The 12,901-nt window shown below is 38.4% G+C and carries 19 protein-coding genes; 12 read left to right on the forward strand and 7 right to left on the reverse strand.

Features of this window, described 5'->3' with window-relative positions:
• Window positions 1-3 precede the first annotated feature (3 nt).
• From grpE to AC3II9_RS01160, 5 genes are all read left to right on the forward strand, one after another.
• Window positions 4-576: a nucleotide exchange factor GrpE gene (gene grpE, locus AC3II9_RS01140; protein ID WP_489152646.1), complete on the forward strand. Its 573-nt coding sequence runs from the start codon at window positions 4-6 to the stop codon at window positions 574-576.
• Between the two features lie 60 nt (window positions 577-636).
• Complete coding sequence (dnaK, locus tag AC3II9_RS01145; protein WP_489152647.1) at window positions 637-2,481, forward strand: molecular chaperone DnaK; 1,845 nt, start codon at window positions 637-639, stop codon at window positions 2,479-2,481.
• Between the two features lie 175 nt (window positions 2,482-2,656).
• Window positions 2,657-3,775: a molecular chaperone DnaJ gene (dnaJ, locus tag AC3II9_RS01150; RefSeq protein WP_489152648.1), complete on the forward strand. Its 1,119-nt coding sequence runs from the start codon at window positions 2,657-2,659 to the stop codon at window positions 3,773-3,775.
• 17 nt (window positions 3,776-3,792) lie between these two features.
• Complete coding sequence (prmA, locus tag AC3II9_RS01155) at window positions 3,793-4,734, forward strand: 50S ribosomal protein L11 methyltransferase (protein ID WP_489152649.1); 942 nt, start codon at window positions 3,793-3,795, stop codon at window positions 4,732-4,734.
• A gap of 177 nt (window positions 4,735-4,911) precedes the next feature.
• A complete protein-coding gene (locus AC3II9_RS01160; protein WP_489152650.1) occupies window positions 4,912-5,655 on the forward strand; it encodes a 16S rRNA (uracil(1498)-N(3))-methyltransferase in 744 nt (247 codons plus the stop codon).
• A gap of 136 nt (window positions 5,656-5,791) precedes the next feature.
• On the opposite strand, the gene AC3II9_RS01165 is transcribed toward AC3II9_RS01160, so the two are convergent.
• The 3 genes from AC3II9_RS01165 to AC3II9_RS01175 form a co-directional block, all read right to left on the reverse strand.
• Entirely contained in the window at window positions 5,792-7,696 is a 1,905-nt protein-coding gene (locus AC3II9_RS01165) for a recombinase family protein (protein ID WP_489152651.1), read from the reverse strand.
• Window positions 7,697-7,849: 153 nt separating this feature from the next.
• On the reverse strand, window positions 7,850-8,350 hold the full coding sequence (locus AC3II9_RS01170) for a helix-turn-helix domain-containing protein (protein WP_489152652.1): 501 nt from the start codon (window positions 8,348-8,350) through the stop codon (window positions 7,850-7,852).
• A gap of 347 nt (window positions 8,351-8,697) precedes the next feature.
• Window positions 8,698-9,048, reverse strand: coding sequence for a hypothetical protein (locus AC3II9_RS01175; RefSeq protein ID WP_489152653.1), 351 nt, complete (start codon window positions 9,046-9,048; stop codon window positions 8,698-8,700).
• A 100-nt stretch (window positions 9,049-9,148) separates the two neighbouring features.
• Between AC3II9_RS01175 and AC3II9_RS01180 the strand changes: the two genes are divergently transcribed.
• Window positions 9,149-9,442 carry a hypothetical protein gene (locus AC3II9_RS01180; RefSeq protein ID WP_489152654.1) on the forward strand — a complete coding sequence of 98 codons (294 nt, stop codon included), beginning with the start codon at window positions 9,149-9,151 and terminating at the stop codon, window positions 9,440-9,442.
• On the opposite strand, the gene AC3II9_RS01185 is transcribed toward AC3II9_RS01180, so the two are convergent.
• Window positions 9,414-9,782: a hypothetical protein gene (locus tag AC3II9_RS01185; RefSeq protein ID WP_489152655.1), complete on the reverse strand. Its 369-nt coding sequence runs from the start codon at window positions 9,780-9,782 to the stop codon at window positions 9,414-9,416. The two genes, AC3II9_RS01180 and AC3II9_RS01185, sit on opposite strands and share 29 nt — an antisense overlap.
• A 132-nt stretch (window positions 9,783-9,914) precedes the next feature.
• Between AC3II9_RS01185 and AC3II9_RS01190 the strand changes: the two genes are divergently transcribed.
• Together AC3II9_RS01190 and AC3II9_RS01195 are read left to right on the forward strand one after the other, a co-directional pair.
• On the forward strand, window positions 9,915-10,067 hold the full coding sequence (locus AC3II9_RS01190; protein ID WP_489152656.1) for a hypothetical protein: 153 nt from the start codon (window positions 9,915-9,917) through the stop codon (window positions 10,065-10,067).
• A gap of 115 nt (window positions 10,068-10,182) precedes the next feature.
• Window positions 10,183-10,314, forward strand: a complete 132-nt coding sequence (locus tag AC3II9_RS01195) for a hypothetical protein (RefSeq protein WP_489152657.1) — start codon at window positions 10,183-10,185, stop codon at window positions 10,312-10,314.
• Here AC3II9_RS01195 and AC3II9_RS01200 read toward each other — a convergent pair.
• Window positions 10,309-11,004, reverse strand: coding sequence for a toll/interleukin-1 receptor domain-containing protein (locus tag AC3II9_RS01200; protein WP_489152658.1), 696 nt, complete (start codon window positions 11,002-11,004; stop codon window positions 10,309-10,311). The genes AC3II9_RS01195 and AC3II9_RS01200 overlap by 6 nt on opposite strands.
• 217 nt (window positions 11,005-11,221) lie before the next feature.
• Here AC3II9_RS01200 and AC3II9_RS01205 point away from each other — a divergent pair, with 217 nt between their 5' ends.
• The gene (locus AC3II9_RS01205; RefSeq protein WP_489152659.1) at window positions 11,222-11,407 is read left to right on the forward strand and encodes a hypothetical protein; all 186 of its coding nucleotides are present in this window, start codon (window positions 11,222-11,224) and stop codon (window positions 11,405-11,407) included.
• On the opposite strand, the gene AC3II9_RS01210 is transcribed toward AC3II9_RS01205, so the two are convergent.
• Together AC3II9_RS01210 and AC3II9_RS01215 are read right to left on the reverse strand one after the other, a co-directional pair.
• Entirely contained in the window at window positions 11,397-11,630 is a 234-nt protein-coding gene (locus AC3II9_RS01210) for a hypothetical protein (protein ID WP_489152660.1), read from the reverse strand. The genes AC3II9_RS01205 and AC3II9_RS01210 overlap by 11 nt on opposite strands.
• 241 nt (window positions 11,631-11,871) lie before the next feature.
• On the reverse strand, window positions 11,872-12,090 hold the full coding sequence (locus AC3II9_RS01215; RefSeq protein ID WP_489152661.1) for a hypothetical protein: 219 nt from the start codon (window positions 12,088-12,090) through the stop codon (window positions 11,872-11,874).
• Window positions 12,091-12,148: 58 nt separating this feature from the next.
• Here AC3II9_RS01215 and AC3II9_RS01220 point away from each other — a divergent pair, with 58 nt between their 5' ends.
• The 3 genes from AC3II9_RS01220 to AC3II9_RS01230 are packed head-to-tail and all read left to right on the forward strand — an operon-like array spanning window position 12,149 to window position 12,889.
• Complete coding sequence (locus AC3II9_RS01220) at window positions 12,149-12,328, forward strand: hypothetical protein (protein ID WP_489152662.1); 180 nt, start codon at window positions 12,149-12,151, stop codon at window positions 12,326-12,328.
• A gap of 25 nt (window positions 12,329-12,353) precedes the next feature.
• On the forward strand, window positions 12,354-12,629 hold the full coding sequence (locus AC3II9_RS01225; RefSeq protein ID WP_489152663.1) for a hypothetical protein: 276 nt from the start codon (window positions 12,354-12,356) through the stop codon (window positions 12,627-12,629).
• Window positions 12,630-12,631: 2 nt separating this feature from the next.
• Window positions 12,632-12,889, forward strand: a complete 258-nt coding sequence (locus tag AC3II9_RS01230) for an AbrB/MazE/SpoVT family DNA-binding domain-containing protein (protein ID WP_489152664.1) — start codon at window positions 12,632-12,634, stop codon at window positions 12,887-12,889.
• The last annotated feature ends 12 nt before the right edge of the window (window positions 12,890-12,901 follow it).

Raw genomic sequence — 12,901 nt, forward strand, 5'->3', positions numbered from 1 at the left:
AAAGTGTCTAATACGACAAACGAAAAAGAAACAAAAGAAGAACTTGAGCAGCAGTTTACAGCTACAGAAGAAGTAGAAGATACAGAGCAAACAGAAGAAGTAGAAGAAACTGTTATCGATGAAAAAGAACAAACAATTGCTGAATTAACGGCAAAGCTTCAAGAAGAAGAAAACCGTTATTTACGTTTACGAGCAGATTATGACAACATGCTGCGCCGCAATAAGCTTGATCGCGAGGCGGCTGAAAAATACCGTGCGCAAAGCTTGTTAAATGACCTTTTGCCAGTGCTTGATAACTTAGAGCGTGCACTACAAGTACAAGTTACTTCTGAGGATGCCGTTTCATTATATAAAGGTGTTGAAATGGTACAGCGTCAATTTTTAGACGCTACAGCGCGTGAAGGTTTAGAGCAAATTGCCGCAGAAGGCGAAGCGTTTGATCCGAATGTGCATCAAGCGGTTATGCAAGAGCAAGATGGTGAAAAGGAAAGCGGTACGGTATTACGTGAGCTACAAAAAGGCTATAAGCTAAAAGATCGCGTATTACGTCCAGCAATGGTTTCTGTAAACGAATAGAACAATAACGAATAGATATAAACGCTACATAGGCGTTCAAATATTAGGAGGCAAATTCAAATGAGCAAAATTATTGGTATTGACTTAGGTACAACAAACTCTTGTGTCGCTGTATTAGAAGGCGGCGAACCAAAAGTAATTCCAAATCCAGAAGGTAACCGTACTACTCCATCTGTAGTAGCATTCAAAAACGGTGAAAAACAAGTTGGGGAAGTAGCAAAGCGTCAAGCAGTAACAAACCCAAATACAATTATCTCTATCAAATCAAAAATGGGTACTTCTGAAAAAGTAACGGTTGAAGATAAAGACTATACGCCACAAGAAGTATCAGCGATGATTTTACAATACTTAAAAGGCTATGCAGAAGAATACCTTGGCGAAAAAGTAACAAAAGCGGTTATTACAGTACCTGCTTACTTTAACGATGCACAGCGTCAAGCAACAAAAGATGCTGGTAAAATCGCTGGTTTAGAAGTTGAGCGTATCATTAACGAGCCAACTGCAGCAGCATTAGCATACGGTTTAGACAAACAAGACCAAGATCAAAAAATCTTAGTATTCGACCTTGGTGGTGGTACATTCGACGTTTCAATCCTTGAATTAGGTGACGGTGTATTTGAAGTATTAGCAACAGCAGGTGACAACAAGCTTGGTGGTGACGACTTCGACCAAAAAATCATTGATTTCTTAGTAGAAGAATTCCGCAAAGAAAATGGCATTGACTTATCAAAAGATAAAATGGCGATGCAACGTTTAAAAGATGCAGCTGAAAAAGCGAAAAAAGACTTATCAGGTGTGACAAATACACAAATTTCTTTACCATTCATCACAGCGGGTGCAGAAGGTCCACTTCACTTAGAAGTGTCTTTATCACGTGCGAAATTTGATGACTTAACACGCGATCTTGTAGAGCGTACAATCGTACCAACGCGTCAAGCTCTATCTGATGCTGGTCTTTCAGCTTCTGAACTTGACAAAGTCATTTTAGTTGGTGGTTCTACTCGTATTCCAGCAGTAGTAGAAGCAATCAAAAATGCAACAGGTCACGAGCCACACAAAGGTGTAAACCCTGACGAAGTAGTAGCGATGGGTGCTGCTGTTCAAGGTGGCGTATTAACAGGTGACGTGCAAGATATCGTATTATTAGACGTAACACCATTATCACTTGGTATCGAAACAATGGGTGGCGTGTTCACAAAATTAATCGATCGTAACACAACAATCCCAACATCTAAATCACAAGTGTTCTCAACAGCAGCTGATAACCAACCAGCTGTAGACATTCACGTATTACAAGGTGAACGTCCAATGGCAGCAGACAACAAAACATTAGGTCGCTTCCAATTATCAGATATTCCACCAGCACCACGTGGTATTCCACAAATCGAAGTAACATTCGATATCGACAAAAATGGTATTGTATCTGTAAAAGCAAAAGACCTTGGTACAAACAAAGAGCAAACAATCGTAATTCAATCTGACTCTGGCTTAACAGATGAAGAAATCGAACGCATGGTAAAAGATGCAGAAGCGAACGCGGAAGCAGATGCAAAACGTAAAGAAGAAGCAGAACTTCGTAACGAAGCGGACCAACTTGTCTTCCAAGTAGATAAAACAGTGACAGACCTTGGTGAGCAAATTTCAGAAGATGAGAAAAAATCGGTTGAAGATGCACGCGATGAACTGAAAAAAGCTTTAGAAGCGGGCGAAATCGAAGGCATCAAATCTGCAAAAGAAAAATTAGAAGGCATCCTACAACCACTTGTGATGAAAGTATATGAGCAAGCGGCAGCAGCAGCACAAGCAACTCAAGGTGCAGAAGGCTTTGACGGCGCAGCAGATGCTGGTAAAAAAGACGACGGCGTTGTAGATGCAGATTTTGAAGAAGTAAAAGACGACAAATAATTGTGAATGAAATAAAATGCTGAGCAACACTGCATCGGCAAGTGAGAAAGTCAAAGCCGCTTTTACGGACTTTGACTTTTTCACTGTAAAAATGCATGCGTGATGGATTGCGCATATACATCAAATTTTATACGTGTTAGAATATACGTTATGTAAAAAGAGCGGAGAGTGAACGATGAGTAAGCGCGATTATTATGAAGTGCTTGGCCTAGCTAAAGGGGCAAGTAAAGACGAGATTAAAAAAGCATATCGTAAGTTATCAAAACAGTATCACCCTGATATTAATAAAGAGCCGGGTGCGGATGAGAAGTTCAAGGAAATCGCAGAAGCGTATGAAGTATTGTCAGATGAACAAAAACGCGCACGCTACGACCAGTTCGGACATGAAGATCCACAAGCAGGCTTTGGCGGAGGCGGCTTTGGAGGCGGTTTTGGCGGCTTCGAAGATATTTTCTCTTCCTTCTTCGGTGGTGGTGGACGTCGTCAAGACCCAAATGCGCCGCGTAAAGGTGATGATTTACAGTTCCGCATGACAATTAGCTTTGAGGAAGCGATATTCGGTCAAGAAAAAGAAATTGAAATTCCGAAAGAAGAGAACTGTGAAACATGTAGTGGTACAGGTGCAAAGCCTGGTACAACACCTCAAAACTGTTCGCAATGTGGCGGATCAGGTGAAATTAACCAAGCGGTGGAGACACCATTTGGCCGTATGGTGAACCGTCGCTCATGTCCATCATGTCGTGGTGCAGGTAAAATTATTGTGGATAAATGTACAACATGTCGCGGTGCTGGAAAAGTGACAAATCGTAAAAAGATTAAAATTAATATTCCGGCTGGTGTCGATGATGGGCAACAACTGCGCGTAGCAGGTCAAGGGGAGCCAGGCATTAATGGCGGACCAGCAGGGGATTTATACATCGTCTTCACTGTACGTAATCATGAGTACTTTGAACGTGACGGAGACGATATTTACTACGAATTAAAATTAACGTTCCCACAAGCATCACTTGGCGATGAGATTGAGGTACCAACTGTTCATGGAAAAGTAAAGCTGAAAATTCCAGCGGGTACACAATCGGGTGCACAGTTCCGTATTAAAGATAAAGGTGTTAAAAATGTGCATGGCTACGGGCAAGGGCATCAATACGTTGTTGTCAAAGTAGTAACACCGACAAAATTAACAGAAAAGCAAAAACAGTTGCTGCGTGAATTTGCGGAAATTAGTGGCGATATTCCAGAAGAACATGGAAGCTCACTATTAGATAAAATTAAACGTAAAATTAAAGGCGAATAAAAAGGAGAAGATTGCAAGTGAAATGGACAGAGCTATCGATTTTAACGACGCATGAAGCTGTTGAAGCTGTTTCAAACATTTTACATGAGGCAGGCGCAAGTGGCGTTGTCATTGAAGACTCAAAAGAATTAACGAAAGAACGTATTGATCAGTTTGGAGAAATTTACGCATTAAACCCAGAAGATTTCCCAAAAAGTGGGGTTGTGGTGAAGGCGTATTTATCTGCAACGAGCTTTTTAGCAGAAACGGTAGAAGAAATTAAGCTTGCAATTGCTAACCTTATCAATTTCGATATCAATGTCGGTGAAAATATTTTAACGCTTTGTGAAGTGGATGAAGAAGACTGGGCTACGGCATGGAAGCAATATTATCATCCTGTCAAAATTTCGGAACGTTTTACAATTGTTCCGACATGGGAAGACTATACGCCAGTGAGTACAGATGAATTAATCATTGAACTGGATCCAGGGATGGCATTCGGTACAGGGACACATCCAACGACAGTGATGTGTTTACAAGCACTTGAAAAAGTCGTGCAAGCAGGCCAGACAGTTGTCGATGTAGGAACAGGTTCAGGCGTACTATCAATCGGTGCTGCATTACTTGGAGCAAAAAGTGTGCATGCTTTAGACCTTGACGAAGTAGCGGTTGCTTCTGCACGTGAAAACGTGACATTAAATAAAGTGGATCATATAGTCGAAGTATTCCACGGTAATTTACTCGATACAGTAAAAGAGCCTGCCGATATTGTCGTGGCGAACATTTTAGCAGAAATCATTATAACGTTTACAGATGATGCGTATTCGATTGTCAAACCGGGTGGCTTATATGTAACGAGCGGTATTATTGGTGCTAAAAAGGATGAAGTAAGGGCGGCACTTGAACAATCCGGCTTCACGATTGAAGAAGTATTAATGATGGAAGACTGGGTCGCAATCGTTGCACGTCGTCCACAATAAAATGTAGATAAAGCTTATGTAGACAAAGTCTTGGCGGGCTTTGTCTACTTTTTTAGTGAGGGTTTTACCGTTTTGGCGAGACTTTTCGAGGAAATGGCGAAACTTTTCAAAAAAGTGGCGAAACAATCGTACTATGACCAGTACTTTTAGCATTTTACGTATAAAGGAGGGATTTTCATGCAACGTTATTTTGTTGAACAACCCGTAACGGAAACAGGTGAATTTATGATAACGGGTGATAATGCTCGTCATATTGGTAAAGTAATGCGCATGACGGTTGGTGAAGAAATTATTGTTGTGCATAGCGGAGAAGCACAGATTTGTGAAATTACAGAAGTAGGAGCGGATATATTCGCAAAACCTACAGGAAAGACCATTCCTTCTCCAGAAATGCCCGTACATGTGACGATTGCTTGTGGCTTACCAAAGGGTGATAAATTAGAGTTAATCGCGCAAAAAGGGACAGAGCTTGGTATGTATGCGTTACTTCCATTTGCTGCTGAACGATCTATCGTGAAGTGGGATGACAAAAAAGGACGTAAAAATCAAGAGCGTCTTCAAAAAATCGCGCAAGAAGCGGCAGAACAATCACATCGTACATATGTACCAGAAGTGGAGATGCCGATTTCATTTAAACAGTTAGTAGCACGAGTAGCAGATTTTGATGTCGTATTCATTGCTGATGAGGAGGATGCAAAAGCATCTGAACGCACAAGGTTTGCGGATAAGCTAAAAAAAGTGTATGATAATAAATCGAAATCAATTTTATGTATTTTCGGTCCTGAAGGTGGTATTTCGCGCAAAGAAGCAGACGCTTTAGTCGCAGCGGGTGCGCAAATTATGAGCTTAGGACCTCGTATTTTACGAGCAGAAACAGCGCCTCTTTATGCGCTTTCTGCCATATCTTATGAATTTGAATGAAAGAGGTGTACAAGCCTTGTCAAAAGTGGCTTTTCACACATTAGGTTGTGCACAAGTAAATATAAATATGATTGCGTAGGAATACAGTAACATCAAGGCTTCAACGGCTTGGAAAAATCACTTAAAATGTCCGGTTTTAAGTGATTTTTTCGTTGTAATGATAACGTGTAGCTGTAGATTGTCCAGTTTTTATAACCATACCACGCTCAATTAATTCATTTAATAACGTAAAGATTCCATCACGAGAAATGTTAGTAGCCTTTTGAAGATCAGCTCGGGAAGCAGGTCCATTTGCTTTCAAGTAATCCAATACAGCACCTTCATAATTTCTGTATTGCATCCTAGTTGATGCAGTAGATTTGCTTTGTAAAAGTGACTTATATGCAAAGGTATGTGTGATACCATTCTTAAAAGTGATAGATTGTACACGCTTATCTAAAACGACAATTTTATCAATTATTGTGTGCATAAAATCAGATAATGCTTCTCGGCCAATTATATCCGATAAAGTACGATAATCTACATGACGTGCTTGCTGCATTTCCTTAGTAATTAAAAAGTGTTGGGCATTATCAACAAATGCGTCACTCGTTTTATCCTCGTTTTTCTGCTGCAATGTATTAATTTCAACTTCTATTTCTTCAAGGCGTTCTTGAAGGTCACGCTTCTTGAAGATATAGTCTTTCTGGCTAATGCCATCCTCATCAAACAAATACAAATCCTCTAAGCGTATTAGAGCCTTTTCATACTTTGTTTTTTCTTTTTGTAAACGCTCGATTTCCATATTAGGAATGTCAACTTCATCTTTTGAAGCAGCAGAATATTCTTGTCCAGACATACCGTTAGTAAGTGCGAAATAGGTTTCTTTTAAAGATTCGTTATCAACACCGACTACATCAATAAAAGCTTTACCTCGAAGTAAAGCTCGTTCCATATCACGTATGGAATGTCTAGGCGTTATGCGTTCTTGTAACCTAATTAGATTTGAAACATAGTTAAAAATAAACGGTCCAATAATAATATCGCTAACATAGTTACTACATCGTTTAGCACCACCGGATGTAACGCATGTATAACGAGAAGGACGATACCCATCTTTTCGAGCTGCATCTAAGCCAGCAGTTAATAAAGCGTTGCACTTACCACAGTAAAGCATTTTAGAAAATATATGTTTGTGGATATCGGCTCGCTGCACGTCAGTTAAACCTCTATAATTATCAGATAATAATTGATTAACTCGTTCAAATTGCTCCTTTTCGATGATACCAGGATGATTATTTTCAACGACAATCCATTCTTCTTTATTTTTTAACCTTCTACTTCCACTACTTTCACGCATGTTATAGCGATATGTCCCAATGTAAAAAGGATTGCGTAAAATATCGCGAACGGTCTTTGCTGTCCATTGCCCATTTCGTTTTGTAGCAATATTTTCTTCATGAAGACGATAGGCCACTTTTATTGTTGATCGTAAGGATTCATACAAGTTATAAATGTGTTGAACAATCTTTGATTCTTCCGGATCAATCACAGGGAATTTTTCTTCATCTGACCATACATATCCTAGCGGCACAGTTGCGCCATTCCATAAACCTTTTTCAGCGCGGGAAAGCATAATCGAAAATACACGTTCTGCAGTAAGTTTGCGCTCTAATTCAGCAAACACCAGGATTATTTTTAACATTGCTTCGCCCATTGCTGTAGATGTATCGAATTGTTCGTTTTTTGAAACAAACGTTACTTTATAATCTTTTAATTCCTCATACATTTCCGAGAAATCTTTAAGATTACGTGAAATCCTATCAATCTTCCATACAAGTAAATGTGTAAATTCTCCGTTGCGTATACGCTGCATCATTTGTTGATATTTGGGGCGATCAGTATTCTTGGCGGAGTAGCCAGCATCTTCAAAAATTTCTACATCCTCAATGTTCAATGCATACTTTGCGTAATTTTCTAACTCTTGGCGCTGGAAAGGCAAAGAATCCTTGTCTATTTGGTGCAACGTACTTACACGTACATATAATGCTGCCTTTTTCACTTCAATAACACCTTCCTAATAAGAAAAAAGTAGCAAATGAGCTACTCTCTTCTATGTAATTAATTTGCAAATTAACTATTTACTCATTTGCTAGATTATTTTTGCTTGTATCATAACGTTCTTATTTTTCTTACATCCAATATAAAAAACCTCTTAACCTATATCTTTCGCGTGCGAGGCTGATAACATTTGGGCTTTTTTCTCGTCTCTTAATTCTTGGCGAAGAATATCCAGATCTTTTTCAACTTCTGCCTCAATTTTATCCTCAACAACAGAAGCGGCAATTTCACTTTCATTCATCTTTGTAGCTAACGAGAGAATGTAGTTTTTAATAATTTTCCTATCATCGCTATCTAACTTTACATAATGTTCGATAATCATTTTATCGAAATTATCTAACCGATATTCACTTGCTAGTTCAGTAATGATGGTTGAATCATTTTCAATAAACATTTCACCGTAACCAGTGCGAAGCCAGTTTTCGTTGACGTTGAAAACCTTTTCTAACATCATGATATGTTTTTCGGTGACGCTTCTTGTCCCATTTTCTATGTTGGAAATACTAGATTTTGTGAGTCCAATTCTATTACCGAACTCCTCTTGCTTTAACTTCAACGCTTGGCGTAATTCTTTTATGCGTTCATTTTCAGTCAATCTATTCACCTCCCTTCCCGAAAACTATAACACAAAAAGGTTTCAAGAGAAAACTTTTTTGGATAAAATTGTTTACAAAGTTTCTTTTGTGTATTATATTGTATTCTATAGAAAACAAATTGTGCTATAAATTGTCACTTTGAAAACTAACTAATGCACATTATACCGAACCTATGAAGGTATAACTTATTGGGACTGATAGCTGATACGACGGTAGCAACGTTAATAGAAAAAGAAAGTGAGGTGCGAGATAGTGAAAGGTAATAAAAAATCCCCTTCGCTGGTGAAAACGAAAGGGATAGAACGATTGTATAAATTGGTGAATACTAGATTTCCTAATGATGTAATTATTCGAGTAAGCTACTCACGAACTCATCAAGAGTAGGGAGGAATTTATCGATAGTTGCATGTATCTGGTTACACAATTCATCCGAAAAACCATTTGTTTCGGCTGTATCAACCTTCTCTTTAAGTAAGATTAAGGCAATGTCTAATACTCTCATTTCATCTGCCGAAAAGCGGCTAGCTTTTACCTCGATTTTATTTATGGCTGATTTAGCTACTTTTTTGTTAAGAGCTCCAGCAGCGGGATCGTGTGTATATTGCTTAGCTGCTTTAGGAAATTCTTTGAGTGCGATAATGAAGACAGCTCGGTCGTTGTCGTTAATGTCACTCAATAAATTAGAGATTTCTTGCATGGTATAATTCACCTCACTTTCTAGGTTAATTATACCAAATAATAAAAGGACTGTAATACCGCCCCTATAACGGTATAACTTACTCAGACTCATAGCTTATATGACGGTAGCAACGTTAATAGAAAAGGAAAGTGAGGTGCAAGAGATGGGTGAAGAGTTGAATATTCAGGAAGCTCGTGAACGATATATGAAGTTACGTCATAAAATGCGTACGGATAGAGAGCAACTTATAAAGTACAAAGAAGCTTACTCATCAGGCGAGATGAGTAAGCAAGAGTATGACGCAATATTAGAGTCGTATAGAAAACAAACGCCTGTACTTAAAAGAGAAGGTTATACGATATTAGGTGCGATGTTGAGTGACGTTAAGAATTCATGTGGAGTTCATACGTAAAGTCATCCAAACGGCGAGTGAATATCTTTAAAGAAGTATACATTTTTTCTAACTCTTCTTTGCTGTATACAGCTGTTACTTCAGGTTCTTCCGTCATTATGTCTCTAATGAAAGAGTCTGTAGAGGTATGGAAGAGATCAAGCTCGTCAGACGAGAAGAATTGAACATTGGCACTGACTTTGTTTTTGAGTGAAGTGAACAACTTTCTTTCTTTAGTTTCTTGAGATGGGATGCCATTAGTATAGAGGCTAATATCTTCAAGGTATCTATCGAAAGCCCGGATAAATATTTCTCGGTCATAGTCAGTTGCATCGTGAAATATGGAATGTGTATTAATCAATTTGTATCACCTGCCTTTCTATGGGTGATTATACCAAATTAATCAATTAACGAACGGGATTTATTCAAATTCTAGCTGATAGCTTATATAACGGTAGCAACGTTTACTATTTTTCAATAGGAGGTGAGGGGGGTGGCTAATATGACCCTGCAAGAGAAGAAAGTAGATACAAAAGAGTTTGTGGAGATGTTGAGCAAATTGTCAGAGGAAGAAAAGTTCAGACTTTTTTACGTAATTAAAGGCGCTGTGCTTGTTAGTGAAAATAAAGATAAAAATTCAGCTTGAAAAGATACAAAATATCATAATGCGCTGTGATACCGAGCCAATGACGGTATAAATTATTCGGACTTATAGCTGATGTGACGGTAGCGACGTTAGATGTTTTTAGGGGAGTGAGAGAATGGAGCAGAAAGTTCAGGAATTCGAGAAGCGTATAGCAGCTTTGGAAGCGGAGTTAAAAGAGTACAAAGCCCAAATACAATATCTAATGGGCTTTGTGAAAGGATTGAGTTTGCATAAAAAACTATTATAGATTTTCGAATTTTTTTGCCATTTCAATAATTCCATCTGCTTTTGATGGATCATTCATTAGGATAGACAAGAAAGATTCCAACGCTTTATCTTGAGGGGAAACACTATTTTTTTGTATTTGACTAACTGCAAGGTCAACTGCTGTTGCAGCAACCTCATTATTTCTTGCAAGCATTATATTTTTCAAATCATTAATTTCGTCTTGGATTTTTAATAAGTGAGGTACTAGATTCGTTTGATGTGCTTCAGGCTGAGCTTCAGTATCGTTGTTTTCCGCAGAAAAATCAAACGACAGAATTGTTTCTTTTAACCGTTTTTTAGCATCTTCAGCTTTTTTTAAATTATCTGTCGCATAGTTGATAGTTCTCAAAGTAGCTAAATCAAATGGTATGTTTGTCCCTTCTTTCATAATAGGGATCAATGGTTTACCAAGTGCGTGTCGATAACCCATTTCATAAAAAGCATTAGGGTTGTGTTCTGACATATCAGCAATCACTAAATCTGCTTCGGAAAGGTGTTGATATATTGTGTTGTCAATTCTGTCGACACCAAACAGTTTATCAACTCGTGTAACCGTAAAACCAAGCTCATGACAAATTGGTTCAATAATAAACTCCAGTACAGTATCAGAGTTACTGCGAGTCTCAGAACCTTCGTTACCTATTGGACAAACAATAAAACATGTTTTCATATAAAATCCTCCTTATTTGTAATATTTTTCATTATATCAAATTAGGTCATGAGTCGTGAAGAGCATATCTATAAACAGCAGAGGAGCCAGCGCAGTGGTTGTCACATTCTTGTTTTAATGCGCTGTGATACCGAGCCAATGACGGTATAAATTATTCGGACTTATAGCTGATGTGACGGTAGCGACGTTAATAGAAAAAGAGAGTGAGGTGCAGTGGATGGGTGAAGAGAAGTCTGTAATTCAGGTTAAAAGAAATATAGATGATTCTGAGAAGCGGAAAATCACTTGGAAGATTATTCAGTTACTTCAAGAAGAAGAACTTTCGTATCAGCAAGCGGTAGATTTGCTGAGAGATACGAAAGTTCAGTTAAGAAACATCCCAATCAATATTTTCAATCAATAATAGCGAAGTTAAAAATATGAGTGTAACCTTGGGGAGTATTTTCTAAAGGCATTAAAGAACGACTGTTAACAATTAAAGCAACCCCTTGTTTTAACTGCTCGAAGCTTTCGTTTGGGAATTCCGAACTGCAATTCGGACAAACGACGGAATCTTTTTTAGCTAAATATTCGCTAGAAATACGAAAAGTTTCTGCGCAAATATTACAATGAATTTTAATTTTCATATGTATCACCTACCTTTCTATAGGTGATTATACCAGATTATAGAATTTGATAGATGCACAGGAAGGAGGGGAAGAGATGAAAAAAGCAAAAGAAGTGGCGGAGAACTTGGAGAATCTTGTTTCTCAAAAAAACGAAGTCACTTAATGAGCAAACAAGCCCAGAAGAGATTTTAGCTCTTGCTGAACTTGTACGCGCAATTACGAGCTATAAGAAAGTGAACAATCTAACGCTAATGTGACGCTAAATTTTTTCCCATTCATAGATATCGGTTGGAACATCATTCACTCTGCAGTCTAAAGCGTCCCACTTGTCATGACCTGTTGTATGTGTATAAACGTCATCTGCTGCTGCAACAGCGGAATTATAGTATCCTAACACATCGTTTGCGAAACATAAGGCATAGCGACCGTTTAATACGCGGATTGAAAATGTTCCAATCGGACTTCGATAAACAAACATATGTATCACCTCCTTTAGGTGATTGTACCAAATACTTCAAAATGAGGGAGTGTATAGCATGAGCGTTGAAGCTGAAAATAAGTCACCTATGGACGCGCGGCATGAAAAAATCTGGAAGGCATTGGCGAAATACGGGATTTATACAGAAGAGCAGTTAAACGAAGCGATTAAGAATATGAAGCCATTAAACATTGGCTGCATGGTTTCGCCAGTGAAAATAAAACGAGAAGTAATTTGATAACTACAACGGAAGGAGGAACTGGTTGAAAATAAAAATTCGTGATTGGCGTTTAATGTCCAAGGATGAACGAATTGAATTACTTCGCAAGCATGTTACGAAAACAGCGAAAGGGTGGATGTTGATGAGGGAAAAGCAAATTGAGCAAATAACCAAATCAGTGAATACACCAATTGAAATACTTGTTGAATTGTATCATCAAAAAGTGCCTGCGTATTGGGAAAGTCATCAAGAAGGGGTGCAAGCTGGAATACGATATGCGCTGTTAGCAATGAATAAAAAAGTAAAGGGGATAAATTAATAATGAAAAGTACAGGTATTGTTCGCAAAGTTGACGAGTTAGGCCGTGTTGTTTTGCCGATTGAACTACGTCGCACATTAGGAATCGAGGAAAAAGATTCATTGGAGGTTTTCGTTGAGGACGACCGAATCATTTTACAAAAATACGCACCAAATGCCGAAAAAGTAGACGTTGTAAAAAATCTTGAGCAGTTAGCAAGCAATGCAAATAGCGCATTCGAACAAGAGACGCTATTACGTGCTATTAAATTAATTAAATAGTAGAGGTTGATT

It is taken from the genome of Lysinibacillus sp. RU7 (assembly GCF_057837305.1).

What these genes read in the sequence shown, in the direction of transcription:
- AC3II9_RS01200 (WP_489152658.1), bottom strand. Translation starts at nt 11,004, where the DNA reads ATGAAAACATGTTTTATTGTTTGTCCAATAGGTAACGAAGGTTCTGAG.
- AC3II9_RS01175 (WP_489152653.1), bottom strand. Translation starts at nt 9,048, where the DNA reads ATGCAAGAAATCTCTAATTTATTGAGTGACATTAACGACAACGACCGA.
- AC3II9_RS01220 (WP_489152662.1), top strand. Translation starts at nt 12,149, where the DNA reads ATGAGCGTTGAAGCTGAAAATAAGTCACCTATGGACGCGCGGCATGAA.
- AC3II9_RS01210 (WP_489152660.1), bottom strand. Translation starts at nt 11,630, where the DNA reads ATGAAAATTAAAATTCATTGTAATATTTGCGCAGAAACTTTTCGTATT.
- dnaK (WP_489152647.1), top strand. Translation starts at nt 637, where the DNA reads ATGAGCAAAATTATTGGTATTGACTTAGGTACAACAAACTCTTGTGTC.
- AC3II9_RS01205 (WP_489152659.1), top strand. Translation starts at nt 11,222, where the DNA reads ATGGGTGAAGAGAAGTCTGTAATTCAGGTTAAAAGAAATATAGATGAT.
- AC3II9_RS01195 (WP_489152657.1), top strand. Translation starts at nt 10,183, where the DNA reads ATGGAGCAGAAAGTTCAGGAATTCGAGAAGCGTATAGCAGCTTTGGAA.
- dnaJ (WP_489152648.1), top strand. Translation starts at nt 2,657, where the DNA reads ATGAGTAAGCGCGATTATTATGAAGTGCTTGGCCTAGCTAAAGGGGCA.
- AC3II9_RS01230 (WP_489152664.1), top strand. Translation starts at nt 12,632, where the DNA reads ATGAAAAGTACAGGTATTGTTCGCAAAGTTGACGAGTTAGGCCGTGTT.
- AC3II9_RS01160 (WP_489152650.1), top strand. Translation starts at nt 4,912, where the DNA reads ATGCAACGTTATTTTGTTGAACAACCCGTAACGGAAACAGGTGAATTT.
- AC3II9_RS01180 (WP_489152654.1), top strand. Translation starts at nt 9,149, where the DNA reads ATGACGGTAGCAACGTTAATAGAAAAGGAAAGTGAGGTGCAAGAGATG.
- AC3II9_RS01215 (WP_489152661.1), bottom strand. Translation starts at nt 12,090, where the DNA reads ATGTTTGTTTATCGAAGTCCGATTGGAACATTTTCAATCCGCGTATTA.